The sequence below is a fragment of the Microcella alkalica genome (genome assembly GCF_014595885.1).
GTDB lineage: Bacteria > Actinomycetota > Actinomycetes > Actinomycetales > Microbacteriaceae > Microcella > Microcella alkaliphila_B.
Map to the genome: position 1 here is coordinate 852,131 of NZ_JABUKC010000001.1, position 26,560 is coordinate 878,690.

At 73.3% G+C, this 26,560-nt stretch carries 32 protein-coding genes; 20 read left to right on the forward strand and 12 right to left on the reverse strand.

Features of this window, described 5'->3' with window-relative positions; all coding sequences use genetic code 11:
- Positions 1-20: 20 nt before the first annotated feature.
- The 5 genes from ID804_RS04130 to ID804_RS04150 form a co-directional block, all read right to left on the reverse strand.
- Positions 21-290: a DUF7218 family protein gene (locus ID804_RS04130; RefSeq protein ID WP_169077647.1), complete on the reverse strand. Its 270-nt coding sequence runs from the start codon at positions 288-290 to the stop codon at positions 21-23.
- On the reverse strand, positions 290-1,207 hold the full coding sequence (locus ID804_RS04135; protein WP_169077648.1) for an SDR family oxidoreductase: 918 nt from the start codon (positions 1,205-1,207) through the stop codon (positions 290-292). The genes ID804_RS04130 and ID804_RS04135 overlap by 1 nt, the downstream gene beginning before the upstream one ends.
- 100 nt (positions 1,208-1,307) lie before the next feature.
- Entirely contained in the window at positions 1,308-1,601 is a 294-nt protein-coding gene (locus ID804_RS04140; RefSeq protein ID WP_169077649.1) for a hypothetical protein, read from the reverse strand.
- A 63-nt stretch (positions 1,602-1,664) separates the two neighbouring features.
- Positions 1,665-1,889 (reverse strand): hypothetical protein, encoded by a 225-nt coding sequence (locus ID804_RS04145; protein ID WP_169077650.1) that lies wholly within the window; start codon positions 1,887-1,889, stop codon positions 1,665-1,667.
- Entirely contained in the window at positions 1,886-3,448 is a 1,563-nt protein-coding gene (locus ID804_RS04150; protein WP_317451161.1) for an AlkA N-terminal domain-containing protein, read from the reverse strand. Before ID804_RS04150 ends, ID804_RS04145 begins: the two co-directional genes overlap by 4 nt.
- Positions 3,449-3,545: 97 nt before the next feature.
- Here ID804_RS04150 and ID804_RS04155 point away from each other — a divergent pair, with 97 nt between their 5' ends.
- From ID804_RS04155 to ID804_RS04180, 6 genes are all read left to right on the forward strand, one after another.
- Positions 3,546-4,814, forward strand: a complete 1,269-nt coding sequence (locus tag ID804_RS04155) for a PrsW family intramembrane metalloprotease (RefSeq protein WP_169077652.1) — start codon at positions 3,546-3,548, stop codon at positions 4,812-4,814.
- 451 nt (positions 4,815-5,265) lie between these two features.
- A complete protein-coding gene (locus ID804_RS04160; RefSeq protein WP_169077653.1) occupies positions 5,266-6,183 on the forward strand; it encodes a zinc-ribbon domain-containing protein in 918 nt (305 codons plus the stop codon).
- 173 nt (positions 6,184-6,356) lie between these two features.
- Positions 6,357-7,190 (forward strand): DUF4397 domain-containing protein, encoded by an 834-nt coding sequence (locus tag ID804_RS04165; protein WP_169077654.1) that lies wholly within the window; start codon positions 6,357-6,359, stop codon positions 7,188-7,190.
- Between the two features lie 21 nt (positions 7,191-7,211).
- Positions 7,212-7,853: a class F sortase gene (locus ID804_RS04170; RefSeq protein WP_169077655.1), complete on the forward strand. Its 642-nt coding sequence runs from the start codon at positions 7,212-7,214 to the stop codon at positions 7,851-7,853.
- Positions 7,854-7,870: 17 nt separating this feature from the next.
- Positions 7,871-8,494: an RNA polymerase sigma factor gene (locus ID804_RS04175; RefSeq protein ID WP_169077656.1), complete on the forward strand. Its 624-nt coding sequence runs from the start codon at positions 7,871-7,873 to the stop codon at positions 8,492-8,494.
- Positions 8,475-9,317, forward strand: a complete 843-nt coding sequence (locus tag ID804_RS04180; protein WP_169077657.1) for an anti-sigma factor — start codon at positions 8,475-8,477, stop codon at positions 9,315-9,317. Before ID804_RS04175 ends, ID804_RS04180 begins: the two co-directional genes overlap by 20 nt.
- A 29-nt stretch (positions 9,318-9,346) precedes the next feature.
- On the opposite strand, the gene ID804_RS04185 is transcribed toward ID804_RS04180, so the two are convergent.
- The 3 genes from ID804_RS04185 to ID804_RS04195 all read right to left on the reverse strand — a co-directional run bounded on the left by ID804_RS04185 (position 9,347) and on the right by ID804_RS04195 (position 11,607).
- Positions 9,347-9,886 (reverse strand): HdeD family acid-resistance protein, encoded by a 540-nt coding sequence (locus ID804_RS04185; protein ID WP_169077658.1) that lies wholly within the window; start codon positions 9,884-9,886, stop codon positions 9,347-9,349.
- Positions 9,887-9,916: 30 nt separating this feature from the next.
- Positions 9,917-10,339: a pyridoxamine 5'-phosphate oxidase family protein gene (locus tag ID804_RS04190; protein WP_169077659.1), complete on the reverse strand. Its 423-nt coding sequence runs from the start codon at positions 10,337-10,339 to the stop codon at positions 9,917-9,919.
- A gap of 89 nt (positions 10,340-10,428) precedes the next feature.
- Positions 10,429-11,607 (reverse strand): MarP family serine protease, encoded by a 1,179-nt coding sequence (locus ID804_RS04195; protein WP_169077660.1) that lies wholly within the window; start codon positions 11,605-11,607, stop codon positions 10,429-10,431.
- 207 nt (positions 11,608-11,814) lie between these two features.
- On the opposite strand from ID804_RS04195, the gene rpsO reads away from it, so the two are divergent.
- The 8 genes from rpsO (at position 11,815) to ID804_RS04235 (ending at position 18,320) form a co-directional block, all read left to right on the forward strand.
- Positions 11,815-12,084: a 30S ribosomal protein S15 gene (gene rpsO / locus ID804_RS04200; protein ID WP_169077661.1), complete on the forward strand. Its 270-nt coding sequence runs from the start codon at positions 11,815-11,817 to the stop codon at positions 12,082-12,084.
- A 155-nt stretch (positions 12,085-12,239) separates the two neighbouring features.
- Complete coding sequence (locus ID804_RS04205; RefSeq protein WP_169077662.1) at positions 12,240-12,830, forward strand: TetR/AcrR family transcriptional regulator; 591 nt, start codon at positions 12,240-12,242, stop codon at positions 12,828-12,830.
- Positions 12,827-13,030: a hypothetical protein gene (locus tag ID804_RS04210; RefSeq protein WP_169077663.1), complete on the forward strand. Its 204-nt coding sequence runs from the start codon at positions 12,827-12,829 to the stop codon at positions 13,028-13,030. Before ID804_RS04205 ends, ID804_RS04210 begins: the two co-directional genes overlap by 4 nt.
- 58 nt (positions 13,031-13,088) lie before the next feature.
- Complete coding sequence (locus ID804_RS04215) at positions 13,089-13,799, forward strand: hypothetical protein (protein ID WP_169077664.1); 711 nt, start codon at positions 13,089-13,091, stop codon at positions 13,797-13,799.
- On the forward strand, positions 13,796-14,515 hold the full coding sequence (locus ID804_RS04220; protein ID WP_169077665.1) for a hypothetical protein: 720 nt from the start codon (positions 13,796-13,798) through the stop codon (positions 14,513-14,515). The genes ID804_RS04215 and ID804_RS04220 overlap by 4 nt, the downstream gene beginning before the upstream one ends.
- Positions 14,512-15,192, forward strand: a complete 681-nt coding sequence (locus tag ID804_RS04225) for a hypothetical protein (RefSeq protein WP_169077666.1) — start codon at positions 14,512-14,514, stop codon at positions 15,190-15,192. Before ID804_RS04220 ends, ID804_RS04225 begins: the two co-directional genes overlap by 4 nt.
- 53 nt (positions 15,193-15,245) lie before the next feature.
- Positions 15,246-15,737 carry a hypothetical protein gene (locus tag ID804_RS04230; RefSeq protein WP_169077667.1) on the forward strand — a complete coding sequence of 164 codons (492 nt, stop codon included), beginning with the start codon at positions 15,246-15,248 and terminating at the stop codon, positions 15,735-15,737.
- A 312-nt stretch (positions 15,738-16,049) separates the two neighbouring features.
- Entirely contained in the window at positions 16,050-18,320 is a 2,271-nt protein-coding gene (locus tag ID804_RS04235) for a polyribonucleotide nucleotidyltransferase (protein WP_169077668.1), read from the forward strand.
- 105 nt (positions 18,321-18,425) lie between these two features.
- Here ID804_RS04235 and ID804_RS04240 read toward each other — a convergent pair whose 3' ends face one another.
- Positions 18,426-18,956, reverse strand: coding sequence for a YbhB/YbcL family Raf kinase inhibitor-like protein (locus ID804_RS04240; RefSeq protein ID WP_169077669.1), 531 nt, complete (start codon positions 18,954-18,956; stop codon positions 18,426-18,428).
- Positions 18,957-19,211: 255 nt separating this feature from the next.
- On the opposite strand from ID804_RS04240, the gene ID804_RS04245 reads away from it, so the two are divergent.
- Both ID804_RS04245 and ID804_RS04250 read left to right on the forward strand, forming a co-directional pair.
- Entirely contained in the window at positions 19,212-19,946 is a 735-nt protein-coding gene (locus ID804_RS04245; protein WP_169077670.1) for a bacteriorhodopsin, read from the forward strand.
- A gap of 230 nt (positions 19,947-20,176) precedes the next feature.
- Positions 20,177-21,223, forward strand: coding sequence for an aldo/keto reductase (locus tag ID804_RS04250; protein WP_317451162.1), 1,047 nt, complete (start codon positions 20,177-20,179; stop codon positions 21,221-21,223).
- Between the two features lie 40 nt (positions 21,224-21,263).
- On the opposite strand, the gene ID804_RS04255 is transcribed toward ID804_RS04250, so the two are convergent.
- Positions 21,264-21,854, reverse strand: a complete 591-nt coding sequence (locus tag ID804_RS04255; RefSeq protein ID WP_169077671.1) for a TetR/AcrR family transcriptional regulator — start codon at positions 21,852-21,854, stop codon at positions 21,264-21,266.
- Positions 21,855-22,116: 262 nt separating this feature from the next.
- On the opposite strand from ID804_RS04255, the gene ID804_RS04260 reads away from it, so the two are divergent.
- Positions 22,117-22,719 (forward strand): histidine phosphatase family protein, encoded by a 603-nt coding sequence (locus ID804_RS04260; protein WP_169077672.1) that lies wholly within the window; start codon positions 22,117-22,119, stop codon positions 22,717-22,719.
- 12 nt (positions 22,720-22,731) lie between these two features.
- On the opposite strand, the gene ID804_RS04265 is transcribed toward ID804_RS04260, so the two are convergent.
- On the reverse strand, positions 22,732-23,631 hold the full coding sequence (locus ID804_RS04265) for an oxygenase MpaB family protein (RefSeq protein ID WP_169077673.1): 900 nt from the start codon (positions 23,629-23,631) through the stop codon (positions 22,732-22,734).
- Positions 23,632-23,765: 134 nt separating this feature from the next.
- Here ID804_RS04265 and ID804_RS04270 point away from each other — a divergent pair, with 134 nt between their 5' ends.
- From ID804_RS04270 to ID804_RS04280, 3 genes are read left to right on the forward strand one after another with little or no spacing between them, the layout of a single operon-like run.
- Positions 23,766-25,442 carry an FAD-dependent oxidoreductase gene (locus ID804_RS04270; RefSeq protein ID WP_169077674.1) on the forward strand — a complete coding sequence of 559 codons (1,677 nt, stop codon included), beginning with the start codon at positions 23,766-23,768 and terminating at the stop codon, positions 25,440-25,442.
- A 13-nt stretch (positions 25,443-25,455) separates the two neighbouring features.
- On the forward strand, positions 25,456-25,770 hold the full coding sequence (locus tag ID804_RS04275) for a rhodanese-like domain-containing protein (RefSeq protein ID WP_169077675.1): 315 nt from the start codon (positions 25,456-25,458) through the stop codon (positions 25,768-25,770).
- Position 25,771: 1 nt separating this feature from the next.
- Complete coding sequence (locus tag ID804_RS04280; protein ID WP_169077676.1) at positions 25,772-26,038, forward strand: metal-sensitive transcriptional regulator; 267 nt, start codon at positions 25,772-25,774, stop codon at positions 26,036-26,038.
- 9 nt (positions 26,039-26,047) lie between these two features.
- On the opposite strand, the gene ID804_RS04285 is transcribed toward ID804_RS04280, so the two are convergent.
- Positions 26,048-26,536 carry a GNAT family N-acetyltransferase gene (locus ID804_RS04285; protein ID WP_169077677.1) on the reverse strand — a complete coding sequence of 163 codons (489 nt, stop codon included), beginning with the start codon at positions 26,534-26,536 and terminating at the stop codon, positions 26,048-26,050.
- Positions 26,537-26,560 lie beyond the last annotated feature (24 nt).

Here is a 26,560-nt window from a genome sequence, read left to right on the forward strand (position 1 = left end):
TCGTTCGCGGATGCTCCTGCCTAGTGCTCGCGCAGCATCGCGATGAGCTCGCTCTTGCGCTTGCCCGAGTACCCGGTGAGACCGAGCTCCTTGGCGCGGGCGCGCAGCTCGGAGACCGTCCGCGCCTCGTAGTCCTCGCCCTTGCCGCCGCGGCGGCCGACGGCCGAGCGGCCGTCGCGCGCCGCGGCGTTGCTGATGCGCGCGGCCTTGCTCTCACTCATGCCCTCGCCGGTGAGCTTGTCGTACAGCTCCGGGTCCTTGAGGCTCGGCCGGGCATCCGTCGGCGCCATCAGAGCGCCTTCCCGCCGGTGACCGGCAGCACGCCGCCGGAGACGTAGCTGGCCTGCTCGCTCGCGAGGTACACGTACGCAGGCGCGACCTCGGCGGGCTGGCCGGCGCGGCCGAGCGGGGTGTCCTGCCCGAAGCTCGGCAGCGAGTCCGGCCAGCTCGTGGCGGGGATCAGCGGGGTCCAGATCGGCCCGGGCGCGACGGCGTTGACGCGGATGCCCCGCTCGCCGAGCTCGTCGGCCATCGCCCGCACGAACGCGACCTGCGCGGCCTTCGTCATGGCGTAGTCGACGAGCTTCGCCGAGGGCTGGAAGGCCTGGATCGACGCGGTCACGATGATCGACGCGCCGGGGCTGAGGTGCGGCACGGCCGCCTTCGCGCTCGCGACGAGCCCGTAGAGATTCGTCTTCATGACGCGGTCGAAGTCGTCCATCGGCAGCGACTCGAGGCTGTCGCGGTTCTCCTGGTAGGCGGCGTTGAGCACGAGCACGTCGAGCCCGCCGAGCGCCTCGACGGTGCGCTCGACGATGCGCGCCGCGTGCTCGACGTCGCGAACGTCGCCCGGCAGCAGCTCGCAGTGCCGGCCGGCCTCGCGCACCCAGCGCGCGGTCTCCTCCGCGTCGGCCTGCTCCTCGCGCAGGTAGGCGATCGCGACGTCGGCGCCCTCGCGCGCGAAGGCGATCGCGACGGCCCGGCCGATGCCGCTGTCGCCGCCGGTGATGAGCGTGCGACGGCCCTCGAGCCGTCCGCTGCCGCGGTACGACTGCTCGCCGTGGTCAGGGGCGGGCGTCGTCTCGCTCGTGAGGCCCGGCTGGTCCTGCTCCTGCTCGGGGAATCCCTCGGCGTGGTGCTTCGTCGTCGGGTCGGTGCGCTGATTCGGGTCGGTCTGCTGCTTCGGCTCGTGCTGCTGGTCGGTCACGACGCTCCCTTCCGCGGCCGCGGGTGCGGCGGCGCGGCCACCGTAGGCGGGCGGCGCTCGCCGCGGCGACGGGGTTGACAGCGGCGTGAGGCGGCGCGGCTCAGTTCGATTCGGCGCTGCCCTTCTCGACGAGCCGCTTCGACAGCAGCACGATGAGGATCACGCCGTAAGTGTCGGCGACGAGGCTGATGTTGTACTCCCAGAAGAACCAGATCCAGAACTCGCCGGCCTCGAGCGGTTCGCCGGCGTGCTGCTGCTCGCCGACCCAGACGTGGTGGCCGGCGAGCACGGCGAGCGCGGTCTGCGCGATGAGGATGGCGGCGAGCACGATCGACAGGCTGTGGCGCTGCCAGAAGGTGCCCTGCGTGCTGGCGCCGCGGTATCGCATGATCATGGCCGCACGCTAACGACGCCGCGTGCCGCGCGGCACGGGGTTGCGCCGAGGCGTTGCGGCGGGTCAGCCGGCCGGGCGGTCGCCGTCGAGCGCGATGTCCGGGTCGGGCTCGGCCTCGACGCGCTCCTCGGGGTCGAGGGTCGGCGGGGGCAGCTCGAGCTCGGCGTCGTCGTCGAGGTCGACGTCGCGTCGGGCGTCGGGGTCGAGCGGGGCCGACTCCTCGAGCCGGTCGTCGTCGGTGAGCGGGTCGTGCAGCGGGTCGTGCAGGTCGTGCTCGCGGTCGGTCATCGCTCGTCCTTCCGTGCGCGGATCGGGGCCGCACCATCCTCCCGCGCTCGCCGCATCGGCGGGGGAGCCGCTCTCCACAGGTGCAGGGTCGCGTAGCTGCGCCACGGCGCCCAGCGCGCGCCGAGCATCCGTGCGCCTGTCGCCGTCTCGGCGGCGCCGAGCGCGCGCAGCGACCGCAGCAGCACGAGGTCGTGCTCGAGCAGGATGTCCGGTGCGCCGAGCACGCGCATCGTCACGTAGCCGGCCGTCCACGGCCCGACCCCCGGCAGGGCCTCCAGGCGCGCCCGGAGCTCGGCGGCCGGCATGCCCACGTCGATCGCGAGGGCGCCGCTCGCGAGCGCCTCCGCCACGCCGAGTACCGTGCGGATGCGGCTCGCCGGTCCGCGCAGCACCGCGGCGCCGTGCGCCGCGATGCGGTCGGCGCCCGGGAACTCCCGCAGCCCGGCGACCGGCTCGCGCCCCTCGAGCGCGTCGAGGTCGGCGGCGAGCCGGCCCAGCACGGTGCGCGCGGCGGGCAGCGAGATCTGCTGCCCGACGATCGTGCGCAGCAGCGTCTCGCCCGGGTCGACGGCTCCGGCGATGCGGATGCCCGGCTGCTGCGCCACGAGCGGCCCGAGCAGGGCATCCGCTCCCAGGGCCGCGTCGATCGCGGCCGCGTCGGCGTCCAGATCGAACCAGCGCCGCACGCGCGCCACGAGCGGTGCGACGTCGGCGAGGGCGCTCACGCTCGCCGTGCACACGACGCCCGGCCGCTCGTCGTCGAGCCGCACCCGCACGAGCGCGCGGCCGTGGGGCAGCGGCAGCCAGCGCCGCACGACGCCGTCGACGACCTCCTCGACGCCGTGCACGGCGTGGTCGGCGACGTAGCGCACGAGTCCGGCGCCGTCGAACGGCGCGCGGGCCGCGAGTCGCACGGTCACGGTCGTGAGGCCCGTCGCATCGGGGGAGAGCGCGGCGTGCGCGACGGCGTCGAGGCGCACGCCGACCCGGCCCGATCGGGCGAGGCGGCGCAGCTCGGTCGGGGCGAGCCCGTACACCTCGCGCACGGTGTCGTTGCACTGCCGCAGGCTCGCGAAGCCCGCGGCGAACGCCACCTCCGACACCGGCAGGTCGGTGCCGGCGAGCAGGGCTCGGGCCGACTCGGCGCGGTGGGCGCGGGCGAGGGCGAGCGGGCCGGCACCGAGCTCGCCCTGCAGCACGCGCCCAAGGTGCCTGCTGGAGTACCCGAGCCGCGCCGCGAGGCCCGGCACGCCCTCGCGCTCGACGACGCCGTCGGTGATGAGCCGCATGGCACGCGCGGCGAGGTCGTCGCGCAGGTTCCAGTCGGGGTTGCCGGGCACGGCGTCGGGCTGGCAGCGCTTGCACGCGCGCAGGCCCGCCTCGTGCGCGGCGGCGGCGGTCGGGTAGAAGCTGACGTTGTGCGGCTTCGGCGTCGTCGCCGGGCACGAGGGGCGGCAGTAGATGCCGGTCGTGCGCACGCCCGCGATGAACTGGCCGTCGAATCGCGCGTCGCGCGAGGCGAGGGCCCGGTAGCAGGTGGCGTGGTCGAGGGGCGGCACGCGACCACGATGCCACCGGGGGGATGCTCGCACCAGCGGAAAACGGACATCCCCGTCGTCGACGCCCGCGTCGCACGCCGTCGCTATGCTCGCGACCATGACCCAGCACCCCGACGCGAGCGCGCACCTCGCGCGCACGCCCGACTGGTCGGCGACGGGCGGGCTCGCCCCCGGCGCCTCCGCCGCCCCGACGGCCGCGCCCGAGAGCGTCCGGGCTGAAGCGGCGTCACCCGCGCAGCCGGTGCTCGGCACGACGCCCCGACGACGCTCGGCGGCGCTCACCGTGCTCGCCGTCCTCGGCTTCGCGCTCGTCGGCGTCGTCGCGCTGCTGGTCGCCCTGTACCTGCTCGTCGGGCTCGGCCCCGCGGGGGTGGTCGTCGGTGGCGTCATGGCGCTCGTGCCGCTCGCGATCGTCTTCGCGGGCATCCGCTGGATCGACCGGTGGGAGCCGGAGCCCCGCGGGGCGCTCGCCTTCGCGTTTCTGTGGGGTGCGGGGGTGAGCGTGCTCATCGCGCTCGTCGTCGACGCCGAGATCCAGAGCATCGTCGCCGGCATCGACGCCGACCCGGGCGCGGTCGAGTTCCTGGGGGCCGCGGTGCAGGCACCGATCGTCGAGGAGCTCGGCAAAGGCCTCGGTGTGCTGCTGCTGTTCTGGTTCGTGCGGCGGCACTTCGACGGCCCCGTCGACGGCATCGTCTACGCGGCGACCGTCGCCGGAGGGTTCGCCTTCACCGAGAACATCCTCTACTTCGGCACGCAGCTGGCCGAGGGCGGACTGCTGAGCGCCGGCACGATCGAGATCTTCCTCATCCGGGGGCTCATGTCGCCCTTCGCGCACGTCATGTTCACCGCCTTCATCGGCGTCGCGCTCGGCTTCGCCGCGCGGCACGTCGGGGCGGTCGCGGGAGTTCTGCTGTTCCTGCTCGGCGCGGTGCCGGCCATCCTGCTGCACGCGTTCTGGAACGGCGCGCTGTTATTCGTCGGCGACTTCTATGGCTACTACGTCGTCGTGCAGGTGCCGATGTTCCTGCTCGCCGTCTGGTTCGTCGTGCTGCTGCGGCGCCAGGAGCAGCGGCTCACCGCCGAGCGGCTCGCCGAGTACGCCGCGGTCGGCTGGTTCCACCCGCAGGAGGTCGCGATGCTCGCCACGCCCGCCGGGCGGCGCACGGCGCAGGCGTGGGCCGCGCGCCACGGGGTGGCGGGGCTCATGCGCGCGTTCGTGCGCGACGCGACGCGCCTCGCGCACGCGCGCCAGCGCATCCTCGGCGATCGTGACCGCATCGGCGCGCAGCTCGACGAGGCGGAGCTGCTGCAGCGGGTGGCGCGCTCGCGGCACGCCCTCATGACCGGGCGCGTCACGCCCTAGCGTCGCCGAGCGGGAATGGGGGCCGGTCGTCGCGCCCCCGCGCGTCGACCGGCCCGTCCGAGTCCTCCCTGCCGTCGCGGCCCCCCGCGACGCTCCCCCCGGATGCAACCCCCCGGAGTCCTCGGCTCGTTCCCGATACGCGTGGTGTTCGGCGCTGCTGCACGAAGGGTTTGCTCCGACTGGACCCCACGTTCGGGGGACACGACCGACGAGCGTTAACAGACTCGCCGCCCAGTGGCGGGGCGAAGCCTCCGGCGCTCCTGGGCGGCGAGTTGATCTGCCCCTATGGTGCCCCGGCGATCCGTCCAGGGTCAAGAGCGCGCGAGCGCTCCACCCCCTCACGGGGGCGAGATGAGCGAGCGTCGGCGTCGCTAGCCTCGCAGAGGGGCCGCTCTCGAGCCCCGCCCACCCGAGCGAGAGAAGGCGGTGACGGCCTGTGGCGGCATGCCCGGTGTGCGCCGCGCCGATCCGCGACGGCCAGCGCTTCTGCACCCAGTGCGGCGCGCCGCTCATCGCCGCCTCGACACCGCCGGCTGCGGTGCCAGCGGCTGCGGCCGCCCCGATCACGGTGCCCGAGTCGATCGCGCCGCAGCCGACGCCCGTCACGCCCTCGCCGACGGCCCCCGTGGCCGAGCCGCCCGCCGACTTCGAGCCGGTGCCCGCCCTCGGGCCGCTGGCTCCCGCACCCGCCGAGCGCACGAGCATCCTCGGCCTGCTCGCTGAGCGCGAGGCCGAGGCGGCGCCCGTCGAGCATCCGCTGGGGGTGCCCGTGATCACCGCACGCACGCTGCCGGGCCCGGGAGCGAACCCCGCCCACATCGGGCGCGCGAGCGACTACGCGACGCCCGCCTCCGCCGGATCGAACGGGTCGACCGGGTCGGCCTCGCCGGCTGAAGCCGCCCCCTCGACCGTCTCGCCGGCGGAGGTCGCCGGTGCATCCGCCGCCAGCCCGGCGAGCCCGGTCGGCGCGCGTGCGGCCGCCCCGCGCCGGTACACGCCGCCACCGGCGCGCAGCCGGGCCGCAACCTGGGCGCTCGTCACGGGCATCCTGCCGGTCGTCGTCTCGGTGCTCGGCAACCTGCTGACCGCCGAGCTCGGGCGTCAGGCGGTCGCGGCCACGGAGGCCGGCGTCACCACCGGGGCGTGGGCCCCCGTGTTCGTCTCGCTCTCCGTCGTGTTCGTCGTCAACGCCGCGCTGCTGACCGTCTGCGCGATCACCGGCACGCGCGGTGTGCGCGAGACAGGCAACGGCGTCACCCGGGGTCGCGGGCTCGCGGTCGCCGGGCTTGCGGCTGGCGCCGTCAACCTCGTGCTGCTCGTCGCGGGCCTCGTCATCTCGATCTCGGGCTTCTCCGCCGTCCTCGCCTGACGTGCGCTGACTCGCCGAGGCGGCGCGGGCGTTCGACCAGCATCCTCCCGGTTCTCTCTCAGCTTGAGCCGCATCCGTCCGGGCACCTGCGCCGGAAGTGATCACTGTAAGGCGAATCCCGCCTTGACCCCGCAAGGGGCGCGAGCCCCACGGGGCCGATCACTGGAGGAACCATGCGCAATCGAATTCTCGCGGGCCTGGGCGTCGCCGCCCTCGCCACCGTCGGCGTCGCGGCTCCCGCGAACGCCATCAGCGACACCTCGGCCGACCTGTACGTGGTCCACGCCGTTCCCGGCGTCACCGTCGACGTCTACGCCGACGTCACGGGCGACCCGGTCCTGGAGGGCTTCGAGCCCATGGACGTGGCCGGCCCGCTCGACCTGCCCGCTGGCGACTACACGTTCACGATCGTTCCCACGGGCACCGACCCGCAGGACGAGGCCAACGTCGCCATCCAGGCGGACGTAACGCTCGAGGCCAACACGAGCTACACCGCTGTCGCGCAGCCGCAGGAGGGTGGCGAGCTCACGCTCGGCGCCTTCGTCAACGACATCTCGGAGATCCCCGCCGGCCAGGGCAAGATCACGGTGCGCCACACGGCTGACGCCCCGGCGGTCGACGTCCGCAGCGGTGACACCGAGCTCGCCGGCGACCTCGCGAACGGCGAGGAGATCGTCCTCGGCCCGCTCGCTGCCGACACCTACGCCGACATCAACGTCGTCCTCGCCGGCACCGACACGCGCGCCATCGAGCTCGGCGACGTCGAGCTGCCCGCCGGCACGAACATCTTCGTGCACGCCTTCGGCCCCATGGAGGACGAGACCTACAGCGCCGTGATCTTCACGATCGACGGCCTGGGCGCCACCCCGGCCGGCGTGCCCGCGGGTGAGGCCGGTCTCGGCCAGCAGAACAACGGCGGCCTCATCGCCCTCGGCGCGGCGCTCCTGCTCGCGCTCGCGGCCGGTGCCGTGGTCGTCCGTCGTCAGACCGTCGGCGCCGAGCGCTAAGACGGTTTGCATCTCATGTCGATGAGCGGGAGGTCGGTGCGGGCGATCGGGTTCACCGTCGCCGGCCTCCTGCTCCTCGCCGGTTGCGCTGCTCCGGAGCCCGACGCGGCTCCGGAGCAGCGCCCTTCGGCGTCGCCGACGCCGACGTCCACCGCCTTCACCGACCCGCGCGAGGCGCTCGACGCCCTCGCCGCCCGGGTCGCCCCCGCCCCCGTCTCGCTGTCGGTGCCCGACCTCGGCATCGAGATGGACGTCGAGCCGCAGGGCCTCGACGAGCGCGGCCAGATGGCGCTGCCGCGCAGCGCCTTCGACGCCGGGTGGTACCAGTACAGCGCTGGCCCCGGCGCGAGCCAGGGCGCGACCGTGCTCGCCTCGCACGTCTTCACCGTCGCCGAGGGCGAGGGGCCGTTCCTGCGGCTGCTGGACGCGCAGCCCGGGCAGCTCGTCTCCCTCGTCGATGCCGAGGGCGTCCGACACGAGTACCGGGTGGCGACCGTGGAGCAGATCCCGAAGGACGACGTCCCGCTCGATCGGGTGTTCACGACGACGGGGGAGCCCCACCTGGTCATGGTGACCTGCGGCGGCGACTACGACTCCAGCTACAACGGGGGCGTGGGCCGCTACGAGGACAACGTGATCGTCACGGCGGAACGACTCTCGTGACAGCTTCCTTCGCTACCATGACGCGCACGACCGGCACCCGCGCCGGTCGGTCGACGCAGCAGGAGCGGAGCCGCCAGGTGGAGACAGCGGTCGATGACGGCACCGAGCTCGCCCGCCGCTTCGTGCGGGGTGAGGAGCGAGCGCTCGCCGACGTCTACGGCCGCTGGAGCTCACTCGTCTACTCGCTCGCCCTGCGCTCGCTCGGCGACGTGCCCGACGCGGAGGACGCCACGCAGCGCGTCTTCGTGAAGGCCTGGCAGAGCCGCGAGCGCTACGACCCGTCACGGGCGAGCCTCTCGGCCTGGCTCGTCGGCATCACCCGCAACGTTATCGCCGACGCGTACGAGGCGCGCACCCGCGAGCGCTCCATCACCGAGCAGCTCACGGCCATCACCGCGAGCGACGAGGCCCCGGCGCCCGACGTGGCGCTCGCCGATCGGCTGGTGGTCGCCGACGAGATGGCGCGACTCGAGCCCGTGCCGCGCAAGGTCGTCGAGCTGGCATTCTTCGATGACCTGACGCACACGCAGATCGCCGACCGACTGGGGCTCCCAGTCGGCACGGTGAAGTCCCACATCAGACGCAGCCTCGCGAGGCTCCGAGACCGCATGGAGGTGAGCCATGGAGCAGCGGACGCCTGACCGCGACACGCACGCGCCCTGGGCGCACCTCGACGCCGACGCGCTCGCGCTCCTCGCCATCGGCGAGGCGCCCGCGGGCGAGGCCGAGTTGCAGCACCTGGGCGAGTGCGCGGCCTGCCGGGCCGAGTTCGACGCCCTCAGCGGCGCCGCGAGCGTCGCTCGCACGACCCTCGGGCAGGGCGCGCTCGTCTCACCGCCGAGCAGCGTCTGGGCGGGCATCCAGCGCGAGCTCGGGCTGCCGGCCGACCTGCGGCCCGGGCCCCCCGCCCCGCTGCCGGCCGTGCTCGCCTCGGCGCCGTCGCCCGCCGGTCCGGGTGAGGGCGAGTCCGCGGCCGAGCGACCGTCGGCCGTCGCCGATCTGGCGGATGCCCGTGCGCGGCGCTCCCGCCGCCGTCGCCTCATCGCGCCCCTCGTCGGTGTCGCGGCCGCCGCCGCGCTCGTGGCGACCGTCGCCCTCTCCTGGGACGCGCTGCGGCCAGCTCCGCCGGTGACCCTCGCGAGCGCCTCGCTCGACGCGCTGCCGGCCTGGGCCGGCGCCTCCGGCGAGGCGGTCGTGCTCGAGCGCCCCGACGGCGAGCGCGTGGTGTCGATCACGGTCGCCGACGCCGCCGAGGCGGAGGGCGTGCGCGAGGTGTGGCTGCTGACCCCCGAGGTCGACGGCCTCATCAGCCTCGGGCTGCTCGAGGGCGACTCGGGCGAGTTCGCGATCCCCGCGGGCATCGACCTGGGCGAGTACCCGATCGTCGACGTGAGCCTCGAGCCGGTCGACGGCGACCCGGCGCACTCGGGCGATTCGATCGTGCGCGGCGCGCTCGACGTCTGAGTCTCGCGGCGCGGCCGGTCGCCGGCTGTTCAGCGGGCGGCGCGACGGGCGAGCACCCCGACGAGCACGAGCAGCAGGCCGGCGACGATGAGGAACACGGCACCGACGATGAGCACCGTCGCGAGCGCGGCCCCGGGCATCGCGAGCACGAGGATGCCCGCGACGATCGAGAGCACGCACGTCGCGATCGCGAGGCCCCGCGGCACGATCGCGGCGTCGGGCATGCCGCCGAACAGCGCCGCGACGCCGTCGATGATCCACGCGATGCCGATGAGGTAGGCCAGCAGCGTGAGCTGCCCGGCGGGGTTCGCGATCGTGACGACGCCGAGCGCGAGCACGGCGAGGCCCAGCACGCCGACGAACCAGCGCAGCGCGCGCGGCAGCTCGTGTCCGCGCCAGGCGACCCAGAGCCGCAGCCCGCCGACGAGCACGAGGTGCACGCCGAACAGCAGCGCGAGCGTCAGCAGGGTGGCTTGCGGCCAGGCCAGGGCGGCGACGCCGAGGGCGATCGAGAGCGCTCCGAGCAGCAGCAGGGGCAGGGGCGGGCGCGGCGCGGGCGTGTCGGTCATGGCATCAGTGTGCCGCACCCGCACCGGGTGTCAGTAACGCTCGGGCTCGGGGGCGCGCTCGAAGCGGCGCCCGGTCAGCTCGACGGGGCGGATGCGCACCCACCGGTACTTCAGCGTCGGAACCCACGGCTGCAGCGGCAGCCGGTCGGCCGCGTCGATCTCGCTCTGCAGCTCCACGCGCTCGGCGACGCCCTTCACGACGACGCTCCACGCCTCGCGCTCGCTCGCGCCGTCGATCTCGAAGGCGACGCGATCGTTGATGGAGAGCTCGAGCAGCTTGGTGCCCGGCGCGGTGCGGAAGTAGAGCATCCGGTCGTCGACCGCGTAGTTGACGGGGAAGATGTCGACGGTGCCGGCGGCGGTGACGGCGAGGCGGCCCAGGGAGTGGTCGGCGAGCACGCGCCAGCACTCGTCGACGCTGAGTTCGGTGACGGGGCCGAGTCCGATGGTCATGGCGGGCTCCTTTCGAGGTGCCCTCATTGCACTCTCTCGCGCGCCGCGCGCGTCAGGGCCGAAGGTCCTGACCCTGCCGCCGCCGGCGCTCAGCGCTGGCAGCTGCCGGTGCTGACGCGCTCGCTGAGGTCGGGAGCGGCCGCGATCACCGGGTCGAGCTCGGCCATGGTGTGCGCGTAGCCGACGTCGTCGCGGTTCTGGGCCTTCGCGAAGATCATGCCGACGACGGCGCCGTCGAGCGCGAGCAGCGGCCCTCCGGAGTTGCCGGGGTTGACGTCCGCGGCGAGCGTGTAGGTGTCGCGCGGGTACGAGCCCTCGCCGTCGATGCCGGCCGTGCTGAGGGTGCCGACCTGCACGACCTCCGCGCCGCCGGAGACGAAGGGTCCGCCCCAGGGGTAGCCCTGCACGGCTCCCACGGCGCCGACCTCGAGGGTGTCGCCGATCGCGAGCTCCTCGACGGGCAGGTCGTCGACGGCGACGACGGCGATGTCCTGCTCGCCGTCGAAGTAGACCACGCGCCCCGGCAGGCCGCCCACGCCGGGGAACTCGATGGTCGGCTCGGCGACGCCCGCGACGACGTGCGCGTTGGTGAGCAGTCGGTCGTCGGCGATGACGAACGCGGTGCCCGACTGCACCTGCCCGCACGAGTAGGCGGAGCCCGTGATGCGGCCGACCGACTGCCCGGCCCGGCGCAGCTCGGGGTTCTGGGCGTCGATCTGCGGGGGCGGGGGAGGGGCGACGTCGCCGAGCGCGTCGGCGATGCGGGGGATGCCCTCGCTCACGACGAGCCCGCGCACCTGCCCGAGCGCGCTCGCGACGGGCGGCGGCGTGAAGCGGTCGATCGTGCGCAGCACGGTCGAGCTCGCCGTCGTCGTCGAGACGAGCGGGATGCCGAGCGCGGTCACCGTCGACCCGACCAGGCTCATGACGAGCAGCGAGACGACGCCGCCCGCAAGCGCGCCGCCGACGCGGTCGAGGGGGCGGGCGCGCCGGGCGACGCCTCGACGCCAGCGGTGCCCGAGGCGCTCGCCGAGCGTGAGGCCGCCGACGACGAACAGCACGATCGCGACGAAGACGGCGGCGGCGCGCCACATCGGCTCGGAGATCCAGGTCGTGATGGGCGGGATGAGCAGGAAGGCGAGCACGGCGCCGACGCTCGCGCCGATCACCGATCCGAGCGTGAAGAGGAATCCCGAGGCCGCCCCGCGGGCGATCGCGCCGACGAGCAGCAGCAGCAGGAGCACGTCGAGCAGCAGCGGCAGCAGCATCCGGCCTCCCGTCGTCGGCTCGCGGCGTCGTGAGCATCCTGGCACGCGCGACCGCTCGCTGTCTGCGCGTGCGGTCGAGGCGGCGGATGCTCGGCGCCCGCCCGGGCGACTGCTAGTATCGGGAGGTTGCCGTCGAACGGCCGCGGAGAAAGAGAGCCCGAGCATCCCGCTCAGGGCGCCGCGCAACGAGGAGGAAGGGGATCACCTATGGCTCTGGATGCAGAGGTCAAGAAGGCGATCATCGACGAGTACGCGACGCACCCCGGTGACACCGGATCCCCCGAGGTGCAGGTCGCGATGCTCACGCAGCGCATCAAGGACCTGACCGAGCACCTCAAGGCGCACAAGCACGACCACCACTCGCGTCGTGGCCTGCTGCTCCTCGTGGGTCAGCGTCGCCGTCTGCTGGGCTACCTGCAGAACGTCGACATCGAGCGCTACCGCTCGCTGATCGAGCGTCTGGGTCTGCGCCGCTAGCGCATCGCGCGAGCGGTCGATGAGACCGCGATCTTCTTGCGCGAAGGCCGCCCCCGGGTCACCGGGAGGCGGCCTTCGTCGTTCTGCGAACAGGAACGATCGGAATTGTGGCACTTCCGCGCGAGGCGCCCCCGGAGGGGGCTACTGTGGCTCGGATGAACGAACCACGCCGCCGCGGCCGCCCCGTCGAGCTCGACCTCGATCGCGTCTCGCACGTCGCCCTCGACATGTTCCGCGAGCAGGGCTACGACGTCGTGACGATGGAGGACATCGCCCGCGTCGTCGGCCACAGCCGGCGCACCATCTTCCGGCACTTCCCGGCGAAGGCGGCGCTGGTCTGGGCGGGCACCGAGCAGTTCATCGCCCTGCTGCAGCACGAGCTCGCCCAGGTCGACCCCGAGGTGCCGGCGCTCGACGCCGTGCGCACCGCCTACGTCGCCGCCGCGAAGATCCCGGAGCAGTACGTCGCCGTCACGCGCCAGCGGCTGCGCCTCATCGGCGAGAACCACACGCTCTACGCCGACGGCGTCGTGCGCTTCGCCGAGGCGCGCGCGACGGTGCGGCAGGCCTTCGTCGAGCGCGACGGCCTCGACCCCGACGGCCCCGAGGCCGCCATGGTCGGCGATGTCGTCGTGCTCGCTGCGCATCAGGCGCTCGTCTGGTGGGCCAGCAACGACGACGGCGACCCCGGTCTCGTCATCGACCGGGTGCTCGCTCGCCTCGGCGACGGCCTGCGCCGCCGGTGAGCCGCCGACCGACGCCGCTCTCGCGCATCCGCCCCGGCCGTCTCGCGGTCGCCCTGCTGCTCATCGGGCTGCTCGTCGCCGCGGCGTCGCCCGCCCTGGGTGCGGCGCGCGGCGTGGCTCGCGCGGTGCTCGTCGTCGTCGCGGTCGCCGTCGCCGTGAGCTGGATGCTCGACCTGCTGCGCCGGCGCCGCTCCCGCTGAGCGCGGCGCGGCCCCGATTCCCGGCGCAATCCCGGGCGCGGCGTGGCACGCTGGCGGCATGCTCGAGCAGCGTCGCCTCGGTCGCGGCATGCGCGCGCGCCCGCGACGGCGGGTGCTGGGCGCCGTGCTCGCGTCGGTGGCGGCTGTGGGCATCCTCGCCGGGTGCGCCGTGCCGTCGGCCGACGCGCGCGACCGCCTGGGGCGCGTCGCCGAGCAGCGCGATCGGGTGGCCGAGCAGGCTCACGAGCGCGCGATGACGCGCTTCGCGGAGGCGGTGCGCGCCAAGTGGGGGCCGGTCTCGCTGCCGGAGGTGCGCATCGTGCGCTGGGTCGACTACGCCGAGTGGGGCGGGCTCATGGCCGAGTGCCTCGCCGACGCCGGGTTCCCGGGGGCGCGCGCGGCCGACAGCGGCGAGCGCATCGACTTCAGCGGTGTCGACGTCGACTCCGCTCGTGAGCTCTTCGACGTCGATGTCGCCACCTTCGACTGCCAGGGGCGCTACCCGGTGCGCAGCTGGTTCGCCGAGTCGGTGCGCGCGATCGAGGTGCCGTGGGCCTTCGACTACGCCACTTCCGCGCTGCCGGCCTGCCTCGCCCGCCACGGGTGGGCCGTCGCGCCGCCTCCCACGGAGGAGGGCTTCGCCTCGGGCTGGCGCACGCCCGAGCGGTACGACCCGTACGCGCTCGTCGGGCCCGACCCGCTCGAGCGGGCGGCCGCCGCCTCCCGCTGCCCCTCGCCCGAGGCGCTGCTCGACGGGGCGGGCTCGTGAGCGCGCGGAGGGTGCTCGGGGCGATCGCTGCTTCGGCCGCCGTCGTCGCGACCATCGTCGCGGGGTCCGCTCTGGTGGCGTCGACCGCGGCTCGGACGGAGCCGCTCGGGCTCGACGACGTCGTCGCCGAGCGCTCCGAGATCGTGTCGATTCAGTGGCGCGCCGCCGCCGCGAACTCGACGCGCTTCGTGCGCGAGCGCTGGCCGGAGGCCGACCTTACCGTGGCCTTCGACCGGTGGGTGCCGGTCGAGGCGCTCGACGAGGCCCGGGCCGACTGCCTCTCCGAGGCGCTCGGTCGCGAGGTGACGGTGACCGAGACGCAGGGCCTGCTGCAGGTGGGCCCGGTGCCGCCCACGGAGCCGGCGTGGAGCGCCCCCGTCGCCGACATCGGCTGCGGCCTCTCGCTGCAGCCCTGGAGCGGTCTCTACCCGTTCGGCGGGCCGGTCGAGCGCGAGTGGGTGCGCCAGCAGCTGCTCATCGGCCTGCCGGCGTGCGCGCGGGGCTTCGGCGCGCGCATCGTCGTGCCCGACGTCGAGGCCGCCGTCGACGGCGCCATCTACCCCACGAGCGTCGGGCGCGCGGTGAGCCCCATGCAGAGCGTCTGGCCGCACGTGCGGATCGTCGGCGACCCCTCCGCCACGATGCGGGTGCAGCGACTGTGCCCCGACCCGGGGCAGGTGCTGCTCGACCTCGAGCCGCCGGAGATCGTGCCGTGAGGCGCGCCCCGCGTCGCTCGCCGATCGTCGCCCTCGCGACTGCCGTCGCGATCGGCGCGGGCGGATGCTCGGGCGTCGAGCCGGCGAGCGTGAGCCTCGAGCTCGTGCAGGCCGAGCGCGCGGAGCGCCTCGTCGGCATCTGGTACGACAGCGCGCAGATCACCCAGCGCGACCTGCGGGAGCGGTTCCCCGACTCACCGCCGCTCGAGTTCCGTTTCACCGAGTGGGTCGAGCCCACGCAGTACCGCCAGCGCCTGCTGCAGTGCATCGGCGACGAGCTCGGTCGCGAGGTCGACGACGTCGGCCAGCCGGCGGTCGAGGGAGAGCAGCCGTGGGAGCCAGCGGACGCAGAGGCGCTGTGCCGCCACGAGTTCCCGCCGTTCACGCCCGAGTTCTCGCTCGGCGGGCCGATCGAGGCGCGCTGGCTCGACCATCAGCTGAGCGTGGTGCTGCCGGCCTGCGTGCGATCGTTCGGCGGTCGGCTCGAGCTCGCCGACACTGCGCCCGTCATCGACGCCATCCGCGACCGCCCGCGCAGCTTCGAGGGGCCGCGTGACATCTTCTCGATCGTCGCGGTCTCCGGGGTGAGCCTCCTCGACCGCGAGGCGATGCGCGCGACCTGCCCCGACCCTGGCCTCGCGCTCGACGCGCTGCCGCTGCCCGTCATCGACCGCTGAGCACTCAGCGCGCTCCCATCCCGCGCCCCGGCCGTGCGCCGCACAATGAGGGCATGACGAGCGAGGAGGGCCTGCTGCGACCGACCGCGGTCGTGCGGGCCGGGGCGGGCCCATGGGGGCTGCGCCTGGCGCTCGCCGCGATCGCGATGGTGGCGGCGGCCGCCGTGCTCGTCGTCGGAGCGGCGCCCCCGGGCATCCTCACGGGTCTTGCGATCGCGGTCACGCTCGGGGCCTTCCTCGTGGTCGCGGCGAGCATGATGCAGATCACGACGCGCTGGCGCACGAGTCTGCGCTCCGATGGCTGGGCACTCGTCGTGCGAGCCCCCTTCGCGGTGGCCGAGCACTCCTACGGCCACGAGCTCGCCATCGGCCGGTGGGTCGACGAGCGACGACGGCGCCCCGAGCACTGGATCATCGAGTCCGGCCGCATCGCGACCCCCATCGGCGAGGCCCTCGAACCCGTGCGCGTCGAGGCCTTCGCGCTCGCCGTGGGCGTGCCGATCGTCGACCTCGAGGGGCCTCCGCCGAGCGCGGGTCTGCGCTAGTCGCGACCCGCGTGACGCGCCCCGCGCGCAGGAGACTAGGCCGCGACACGCCGTGCTGATAGCCTGATGAGCGGTGCGATTCCGCGCCGCACAAACGAAGACCGCACGGAGCAGGCCGGCTCGAAGCTGGTCACCGGTGGTGATCTCCCGTCCCGCAGCCCCCGAGGCTGGAGGAACGGTGGATGTCTACTGTTGGCCAGAGCAGACCCGGCGGCACACTCGCCGACGTCCCTTCCTGCCCGCTCCTGCTCCGCGCGTCGCGCGCGCATCCCTGACGGATGCCCGTGCGCAGATGCAAAGGAGAGAGACCTCGTGGAAGGTCCTGAGATCAAGTTCGCCGAGGCCGTGCTCGACAACGGCAAGTACGGCACCCGCACCGTCCGATTCGAGACCGGCCGTCTCGCCCAGCAGGCGCAGGGCGCCGTCGCCGCCTACCTCGACGAGGAGACCATGCTGCTGAGCGCCACGAGCGCCGGCAAGCACCCTCGCGAGGGCTTCGACTTCTTCCCCCTGACGGTCGACGTCGAGGAGCGCTCGTACGCCGCGGGCAAGATCCCCGGCTCGTTCTTCCGCCGCGAGGGCCGTCCCTCGACCGAGGCGATCCTCGTGTGCCGCCTCATCGACCGCCCCCTGCGCCCCTCGTTCGTCGAGGGCCTGCGCAACGAGGTGCAGATCGTTATCACGGTGCTCAGCATCGCGCCCGACGAGTTCTACGACGCCCTCGCCATCAACGCCGCGAGCGCCTCGACGCAGATCTCGGGCCTGCCGTTCAGCGGCCCGATCGCGGGCATCCGTCTCGCGCTCATGCCGCAGAGCGACGGCACCGGCCAGTGGGTCGCGTTCCCGAAGCACAGCCAGCTCGCCGAGGCCGTCTTCGACCTCACGGTCGCCGGCCGCATCGTCACGAAGGCCGACGGCTCCGAGGATGTCGCGATCATGATGGTCGAGGCCGAGGCGACCGAGGGCAGCTGGAACCTCATTCAGGGCGGCGCCATCAAGCCGAGCGAGTCGGTCGTGGCCGAGGGCCTCGAGGCGGCGAAGCCGTTCCTCGCCCAGCTCGTCAAGGCGCAGCAGCAGCTCGCCGCGCAGAGCGCCAAGGAGGTGCAGGAGTACCCCGTCTTCGTAAACTACAGCGACGAGCTGTACGCCGCGATCGACGCGATCGCGCACGACGAGCTCGCTCGCGTATACCAGATCGCCGACAAGGTCGAGCGCCAGAACGCTGACGACGAGCTCAAGGCCCGCGTCAAGCAGCAGATCACCGAGAAGGTCGAGGCGGGCGAGCTGCCCGAGGAGGCGCTCGCGCAGTTCAGCGCCGGCTACAAGGGCGTCTCGAAGACGATCATGCGCCACCGCGTGCTCACCGAGGGCGTGCGCATCGACGGCCGCGGCCTGGCCGACATCCGTGCGCTCGACGCCGAGGTCCAGGTGATCCCGCGCGTGCACGGCTCGGCGATCTTCCAGCGCGGCGAGACGCAGATCCTCGGCGTCACGACGCTGAACATGCTGAAGATGGAGCAGCAGATCGACTCGCTCAACCCCGTGACGAGCAAGCGCTACCTGCACCACTACAACTTCCCGCCCTACTCGACCGGTGAGACGGGCCGCGTCGGCAGCCCGAAGCGTCGCGAGATCGGCCACGGCTTCCTCGCCGAGCGCGCACTCGTGCCGGTGCTGCCGAGCCGCGAGGAGTTCCCCTACGCGATCCGTCAGGTCTCCGAGGCCCTCGGCTCGAACGGCTCGACCTCGATGGGCTCGGTCTGCGCCTCGACGCTGTCGCTGCTCAACGCCGGTGTGCCGCTCAAGGCGCCTGTCGCGGGCATCGCGATGGGTCTCATCAGCGACGAGGTCGACGGCGAGACGCGCTACGCGGCCCTCACCGACATCCTCGGCGCGGAGGACGCGCTCGGCGACATGGACTTCAAGGTCGCCGGCACGAGCGAGTTCGTCACGGCCATCCAGCTCGACACCAAGCTCGACGGCATCCCCTCGTCGGTGCTGCACCAGGCCCTCGGTCAGGCGAAGGATGCCCGTCTGGCGATCCTCGCGGTCATGAACCAGGCGATCGACGCCCCCGACGAGATGGCGCCGACCGCGCCTCGCGTCATCAGCGTGCAGATCCCGGTCGACAAGATCGGCGAGCTCATCGGGCCCAAGGGCAAGACGATCAACGCCATCCAGGACGAGACCGGCGCCCAGATCTCGATCGAGGAGGACGGCACGGTCTACATCGGCGCCGTCGACGGCCCCTCGGCCGAGGCCGCCCGCGCCCGCGTCAACCAGATCGCCAACCCGATCAACCCCGAGGTCGGCGAGCAGTACCTGGGCACGGTCGTGAAGCTCGCGGCCTTCGGCGCTTTCGTCTCGCTCATGCCGGGCAAGGATGGCCTGCTGCACATCAGCGAGGTGCGCAAGCTCGCCGGTGGCAAGCGCGTCGAGAACGTCGAGGACGTGCTCAGCGTGGGTCAGAAGATCCTCGTCGAGATCACGAAGACCGACGACCGCGGCAAGCTCTCGCTGGCTCCCGTGCTCGCCGACGAGGAGGGCGCCGCTGAGGCTCCCGCCGAGGGCGAGGACGCGTAGCTCGCGACGCATCGCACGAACGACGGATGCCCGCTCCCGATCCCGGGGGCGGGCATCCGTCGTTCTCGCCTCGCGACGCGATCGCGGCGGGCGTCGCGCCGGCCGCTACTCGGTCCGCGACAGCCCGGTCAGCACGGCGCGCCCGACGAGGTGCTCGCGCAGGATGAAGCCGAGCAGCGCCGGCGTGGCGTCCTCGGGCACCTCGAGGCTCGGCACGTCGAGCGCGTTGACGATGAAGTAGTAGCGGTGGTCGCCGTGGCCGGCGGGAGGCGCAGCGCCGAGGAAGCGCTGCAGGCGCAGCTCGTTGGCGACGGTCACGGCGCCCTCGGGCAGCAGGCCCGCGTCGGGGTCGCCGGCGTTCTGCGGCAGCGAGGTGACCGACGCCGGGATGCCGTGCACGGCCCAGTGCCACCAGCCGCTGCCGGTGGGGGCGTCGGGGTCGTACATCATGACGACGTAGCTCTGCGTCGTGTCGGGCGCGCCGCTCCACACGAGCGCGGGGGAGCGGTCCTCCCCGCCGGCGCCGGCGATGCCGCTGCGCGCCCACTGCGGCAGGTCGTCGCCGTCGGCGACGTCGGGGCTCTCGAGGGTGAACAGGGGCACCTCGGGCAGTCGCCAGAACGGATCGTTCGTCACGGTCTCCTCCTTCTCGGGGCCCCGAGTGGGGCACTGCGTCCACCGTGGCACGGCATCCAGCAAGAACCCTCGATTCGATGCAGATGCATGCAGTCTTTTCGCAGGCGACACTCAGTGCCCTCAAGCCGTGCTGGGGGTGGATTCCGACGCAGCGGAGTAGCTTTCGAGCGTCAACCGCCGGAGGGGCCCACAACCCGATGGAGTCACTTCGCCGCTCGCCCCCGAGCGGCGCTTCACACGATTCGAAGGAGAATTGTGGACTTCCAACTTGTGCAGGCGTTCTTCATGCTCGGCTTCGTCGCGATGGCGGCGGGCACTGTGTGGTTCATCCTCGAGCGCAACGACCTCAAGCCCGAGCTGCGCTCGGTCGCCACCTACGCCGCCGTGATCACCTTCGTGGCCGCGGTGCTGTACTACGTCATGAAGGACATCGTCCAGTTCCCGGGCGGTGCCATCGACGCGGCGACGGTCGAGGCGACGGCCCCCATCCGGTACATCGACTGGCTCATCACGACCCCGCTGCTGCTCATCGAGTTCGGCATCATCGTCGCGCTGGCGGGCGCGGCGAAGAAGGGCCTCGTGACCCGGCTCGTGATCGCCGACATCATCATGATCGTCACCGGCTACCTCGGTGAGGTCGGCGAGCCGGGCTCCGCCGGCAACGTGATCTTCTTCGTGATCTCGGTGCTCGCGTGGCTCTACATCGTCTACGCGATCTTCGGCATCAAGGCCACGGGCGCCCCCGAGCACGTGCAGCGCGCGGTCTCGATCATGCGGCTGTTCGTCATCATCGGCTGGTCGATCTATCCGCTCGGCACGGCGACGCAAGAGTTCCTCGAGCTCAGCGGCAGCGACCTCGGTCTCGCCGCAAGCGCCGCCGCGATCATCTACGTGATCGCCGACGTGCTCAACAAGGTGGGCTTCGGCATCGTCGCGGTCAACGCGGCCAAGAAGTCCTCCGGCGTGAACGAGGTGCACCCGGCCTCCTAGCGCCCCTGATCCCCGACGCGGTCGCGCCTGTGGGGGCGCGGCCGCGTCGGTGCGTGCGGGCCCGTGTTCGTCGAGCGAACATCCGTGAACCCAGAACGTGCACGGTCGCATAACGATCGCGTGGCGGAGCGGCGCTCACCTCTGCTCGGCCACTACCGTGTCGCCCAGCACACCCGGCCCAGCAGCACCCGCCGCATACCCGCCGGCACCCGACCTCGAGAGGCCCACCCGTGAGCGACGCACCCGGCATCCCGCCCGGTGCCTCCCTCGTGCCGTCGGCCGCTCAGGCCGCACTGCTATCCGCTCCGTCGGTGCCGTCGGCGACCTCGGCGGCGTCCGCCGCGACGGGGCCGATCTCGGTGCACCGCCGCGTCGGCTCGAGCTCGCTGCGGGTGTTCCCGATCGCGCTCTCGGGCGCGTCGTTCGGCTGGACGGCCGACGAGCGGGCGACCACGAGCATCCTCGATCGGTTCCTCGAGCTCGGCGGCGACTTCATCGACACGGCCGACTCGTACGCCGGTGGCCGCAGCGAGATCATGATCGGCAACTGGATGCGCCGCCGCGGTGCGCGCGATCGCCTCACGATCGCGACCAAGGTCGGCAAGAGCGCCGACAACCCCGGTCTCTCGGCGCGCAGCGTCACGGCTGCCGTGACGGCGTCGCTGTCACGGCTCGGCGTCGAGGCGATCGACCTGCTCTACCTCCACGTCGACGACCCGACCGTGCCCTTCGACGAGACGCTCGCCGCCGTCGACGGGCTGATCCGTGCCGGCAAGGTGCGCCACTTCGGCGGCTCGCACCACATCGCCGACCGACTCGTGGCCGCCCGCATCGCGTCGGGGCAGCTCGGCTTCGCCTCGATGGTCGCGCTGCAGAACCAGTACCACCTGCTGCACCGCGACGAGGTCGAAGGAGCCCTGGGGCTCGTCGCCGCGCAGCTCGATCTCGGCATCATGCCGCGCTTCGCCCTCGCGGCGGGCTTCCTCGCCGGGCGGTATCGCACGCGCGCCGATCTCGAGGGCAGTGCGCGCGGGGCGACCGCCTCCCGCTACCTCAACCGCCGGGGGCTCCGCGTGCTGAGCGCGGTCGACCGGGTCGCCGACGACCTCGGCACGCACCCGGCGGCGGTCTCGCTCGCCTGGCTGCTGAGCCGTCCGCGCGTCGTGGCGCCCGTCGTGGGCGTGAGCGCGCCCGAGCAGCTCGACGCCGTCATGGCGGCGCCGTCACTCGGCCTCGGGCGTCATGAGCTCACCGAGCTCGACCGCGCGAGCGCGTAGCGCCCGACGCGGCTCACCGGGCAGCGCCCGGCGGTGAGGATCAGCCGGCCTGCGCGATGACGCGGTCGAAGACGCGGCGCAGGGCGGCGCTCGCAGCGATGACGTCGCCGACGTGGCTCCAGGCCATCGCCCCGTCGTAGGCGAGCACGAGCTCGTCGGCGGCCTCGCCCGGCATCGGGTGGCTCATGCGCGTGAGGGTCTGCTCGAGCACCTCGTGCAGCGACTCGTGGAACTCGGTCACGACGCGGCGCACCGGGTGCGTCGGGTCGGGGAACTCCGCGGCGGCCTTGAGGAAGGGGCACCCGCGATAGCCGGGGGCGTTCACCTGGGCGACCACGGCATCCGCGACCAGCCGCAGGCCCACGCGAGGATCCTCGTGGGCCGTCACGAGGCCCGACAGCGACTCGAGGGCGGCGTCGCGCCGCGTCGAGATGTAGTCGAGCACGAGGCGGTCCTTCGAGCCGAAGTGCTTGTAGAAGGTCGCCTTGGTGACCTTCGACTCCGAGATCAGCAGGTCGACGCCGACCTGCCGGATGCCGTCGTCGTAGAAGCGGCGCATGGCCGTCTCGAGGATGCGGGCCTTCGCGGGCGCGACGCGTCGAGCGGTCTCGTGCGGGGCGGTGACCGTCATCCGAGTCTCCTCACTGCGGGCGCCGCCTGCTCCGGATCAGGGGCGAACGGAGCGGCGGCGCACGCGCTGCCAGCGACGGGCTGGGTGACCCGCCGACCGGTGGCTGACGCCCTCGGTGCGCTCACTGTAGCAGGGGACAGACGAGGTTGTCTGTCCGCATGTTCGCTCGGCGATGACCCCAGAACGGGGGATGCTGCGCACGGGCACCACGAGCGGCCCTCCGGGTGGCATAGGGTCGAGGTTCGACGAAGGAGTGAGGCCCGTGTCCCGGTACGTCTACCTCGTGCGCCACGGCGAGCAGCAGGATGCGGAGCATGGCCTCCCCGACGGCCCCCTGAGCGGCCGCGGGCAGCGGCAGGCCATCGCCATCGCCGAGCGCCTGAGCGGCGTGCCCTTCACGAGCGTTCACACCTCGCCGCTGCAGCGCGCCGTCGAGACGGCGACGTTCATGACCGCGCGCATGCCCTCGATCGAGCCCGAGCCGACGGCCCTGCTCATGGACTGCATCCCCTCCGGCCCCTCACCCGACATGCCGCACGCCTTCGAATCGTTCTTCGGCGGCGTGACGGAGGCCGAGATCGCAGCGGGCGAGGCCCAGATGGCCGACGCCACAGCCGAATGGCTGTCGCCGTCGCGGGATGACCGGCACGACCTGCTCATCACGCACAACTTCGTCATCGCCTGGTTCGTGCGCGAGGTTTTCGGCGCCCCCGCCTGGCGCTGGATGGGTGTCAACCAGGCCAACTGCGGGCTCACGATCATTCGCGTGCGCACGGCGAAGCCGCCCGTGCTCGTGTGCCACAACGACCTCGGCCACCTGCCGGCCGAGCTGCGCACGGGCCTGCCGGTCGAGCAGCCGTTCTAGACGCGGCGCGGGTCAGGCCGACTGGCGCGCGAGGCGCTCGAGCCGCTGCCGCGAGTAGCGCACGCTCGACGACTCGGGGCCGAGCAGCAGGCGCATGCCCGCGAGCATCAGGCGCGTGGCCGTGATGGCCGGCCACCACGGGCGACGCAGGCCGAGCATCCGCCGATAGCGGGTCGGCAGGGAGGCCACGGCGCCGGCGAACAGGATGCGGTACCCGGGCCCGACGCCGCGGCCGAGGTTCGGCGACCGCAGCCAGCGCACGGCCTCGTCGACGCGAGCGTCGCGCCGCAGCACGGGCAGGTAGGAGGCGATCGCGGCGTCGAGCTCGGCGCGCGACCGCGGCGGGTCGGTCATGCCCATGAGCTCGCCCGCGCGGGCCCACTCGGCCACGTACTGGTCGGAGCCTCCCGGCACAGGCCCGCCCCAGGTCTCGTGCGAGCCGATGAAGGCGTCGGCGAAGACGCAGTGCACCCAGCCGACGAGATCGGCGTCGTCGGCGCGGTACGCGACCGGCTCGCCGTCGGCGCCGTCGTACTGGCCCTGCACCCGCTCGTGCAGGCGCGCGACCCAGGCGCAGCCCGCCTCGGCCTCGGCTCGGGCGGCGAAGGTGGTCGTGAGCACCCACCGCACCGTGCCGGCGAGTCGCCCGAGCGGGTCGGTGCGGTACCGGCTGTGGTCGTGCACGCCCGCCATCGCGCCGGGGTGCAGCGTCTGCATGAGCAGCGCGCGGATGCCGGCGACGATCGTCGGCGTCGCGCTGTGCACTGCCCAGACGGCCGAGCCGGGTCCGAAGAAGCCGTCGTCGTCGCCGTCGGCGAGCGCCCTGACCCAGCCGGGCTCGCCGTTCGGCTCGCCGGAGAACATGACGAGCACGCGGGCGCGGGCGCGCTCGACGAGGGCGGGGCGGGGCATGATGGAAGCACTGTCGCACACCGTGCTGGGCGATCGGCGAGCGGCGCCGTCGCGCGACGGGGCGCAGCCTTCGCCCTGAGCGAATCAACCGTGGCCGCGTTGCAATAATACCCCCGGGGGTATACGGTCGAGTCATGAGCGAGCCCCGCACCTACGTCATCATCGGCGGTGTCGCCGGCGGCATGTCCGCCGCCACCCGCCTCCGTCGCCTGGACGAGCACGCCCGCATCGTCGTGCTCGAGCGCGGCGAGCACGTGAGTTTCGCCAACTGCGGCCTGCCCTACCACGTCGGCGGGGTCATCGAGCGCCGCGAGGCTCTCGTGCTGCAGACGCCCGCAGCCCTCGGCGCCCGCTTCGGCCTCGACGTGCGCGTGCGCACCGAGGCGATCGCGATCGACCGCGAGCGGCGCGAGGTCGTCGTGCGCGACCTCGACTCCGGCGAGCGGCAGCGCATCGCCTACGACGCCCTCGTGCTGAGCCCGGGCGCGAGCCCCGTCCGCATCCCCATTCCCGGCGTCGAGCGAGGCCTCGCCCTGCGTGACCTCGCCGACATGGACGCCATCATCGAGCGCGCGGCGGATGCCCGGCGCGTGGTCGTGGCCGGCGGCGGGTTCATCGGCCTCGAGCTCGCCGAGAACCTGCGCCACCGCGGGCTCGAGGTGACCGTCGTGGAGCTGCTGCCGCAGCTGCTGCGGCCATTCGACGTCGAGATGGCGCACCTCGTCGCCGAGCGGCTGCGCGACCACGGCGTCGACGTGCGTCTGGGCACCGCGCTCTCCGCCATCGAGACCGACCACGTCGTGCTCGACGCCGGCGCCGAGACCCTGCCGGCCGACCTCGTGATCCTGTCGGTCGGCGTGCGCCCCGACTCGCAGCTGGCGAAGGATGCCGGGCTCGAGCTCGACGCGCGCGGCTACATCGTCGTCGACGAGCACCAGCGCACCTCGGATCCCGCGATCTACGCCGTCGGCGACGCCGCGCTCAAGCAGCGCTTCGAGGGTCCCGCGACGCCCGTGTGGCTCGCCGGTCTCGCGAACCGGCACGGTCGGCTCGCCGCCGACGCGATCGCCGGGCGCGCGCATCCCGCCGCCCCCGCCTTCGGCACCGCCGTCATCGGCGTCTTCGGGCTCACCGCCGCCGTCGTCGGCCGCACCGAGCGCGAGCTGCGCGAGGAGGGGCGGGCGATCCGCGTCATCCACACTCACCCGAGCGACCACGCGGGCTACTACCCGGGCGCGACCACGCTCGCCCTCAAGCTCATCGTCGACGCCGAGACCGACCGCATCCTCGGCGCGCAGGCCGTCGGCGAGAACGGCGCCGACAAGCGCATCGACGTCATCGCGACCGCCATGGCCGGCGGGCTGACAGGGCGGCAGCTGGCCGACCTCGAACTGGCCTACGCGCCGCAGTTCGCGAGCGCGAAAGACCCGATCAACATGCTCGGCTACGTCGACGACAACCTCATCGACGGCGAGCCCAGCGTGCAGTGGCACGAGCTCGACGCGCGACTCGCGGAGGGCTGGCGCCTCATCGACGTGCGCACGGTCGCCGAGCATGCGGCGGGGGCCATCCCCGGCTCCGAGCTTATGCCGCTCGACGAGCTGCGCCAGCACGCCGAGTCGCTGCGCGGGCAGCGCGTCATCGTGCACTGCAAGGTCGGCCAGCGCGGCCACACTGCGGCGTCGCTGCTGCGGCAGTACGGTGTCGAGGCCGCCAACCTCGACGGCGGCTACACCACGTGGGCCGCCGGCACGGCGGCGCTCGCCGCGGCGACGACCACCACCACCACCACGGCATCCACCACCCGCTGACCAGGAGGCACCCATGGCTGACGAGATCACCGTCGACGAGCTCGCGCGCCTGCGCGCGCTCGGTCCCCTCACCCTGATCGACGTGCGCGAGCCCGACGAGTTCGTCGCCGCGCACGTGCCCGGCGCTCGCCTCGTGCCGCTCGCCACGGTGCCCGAGGCGGCCGACGACCTCGTCGGCGACGATCGCGTGTACGTCATCTGCCACTCGGGCGGTCGCAGTCTGCGCGCCGCCGACTACCTCGTCGCGCGCGGCATCGACGCCGTCTCGGTCGCCGGCGGCACGTCGGCGTGGGTGCAGCGCGGCCTCGACTACGACACGGGGGAGTGAGATGACGACGATTCCCGCCGACGAGGCTCGGAAGATCGCCAACCGCCTGCGGCGCGCGCAGGGTCAGCTGACCGCCGTGCTCGGCATGATCGAGGAGGGCCGGGACTGCCGCGACATCGTCATGCAGCTCTCCGCCGCCTCGAGCGCGATCGACCGCGCCGGCTTCGCGATCATCGCCTCGGCGATGAAGGAGTGCCTGCGCGACGACGCCGACGGCTCGAGCGTCGAGGTCGCCGACCTCGAGAAGCTGTTCCTCAGCCTCTCCTGAGCCCAGAGCTCACTCCAGCGGCTTCCCGAGCCAGAGGGTCGCGTTCGGGTTGTCGTTGAACGGCTCGATCGGCCGATAGCCGAGCGCGTCGTACAGCGCGCCCGCCGCCACCTGCGCGTGGTGGGTGTCGAGCACGAGCTCGCGGGCGCCCGCCTCGCGCGCACGGCGCTCGAGCTCGAGCATGAGCGCGCGACCGGCGCCGATGCGGCGCGCGTGCGGCTGCACCCACACGTGCTTGACCTCGCGGCGCGCGCCGAGCGGCCCGTCGGGCACCGTGCGGATGCCGCCGCAGCCGACGTCCGCGGGCTCCCCGGCGAGGTTCTCGCCCTCGACGAGCAGGAAGACGCCCGCGGGAGGCGTGAATCGCTCGGCCTCCACGACGGGGCGCCGGTAGCCGCCCTGCTCGGCGGGGAACCCCTCCGCCCGCGCGGCGAAGTACTGGTCGAGCAGCGCCGCGGCGATCGGGTCGGTCGGCGCGGCCTCGCGGAAGGTCACCATGCGCCTCAGCCTAGGCGGGTACTC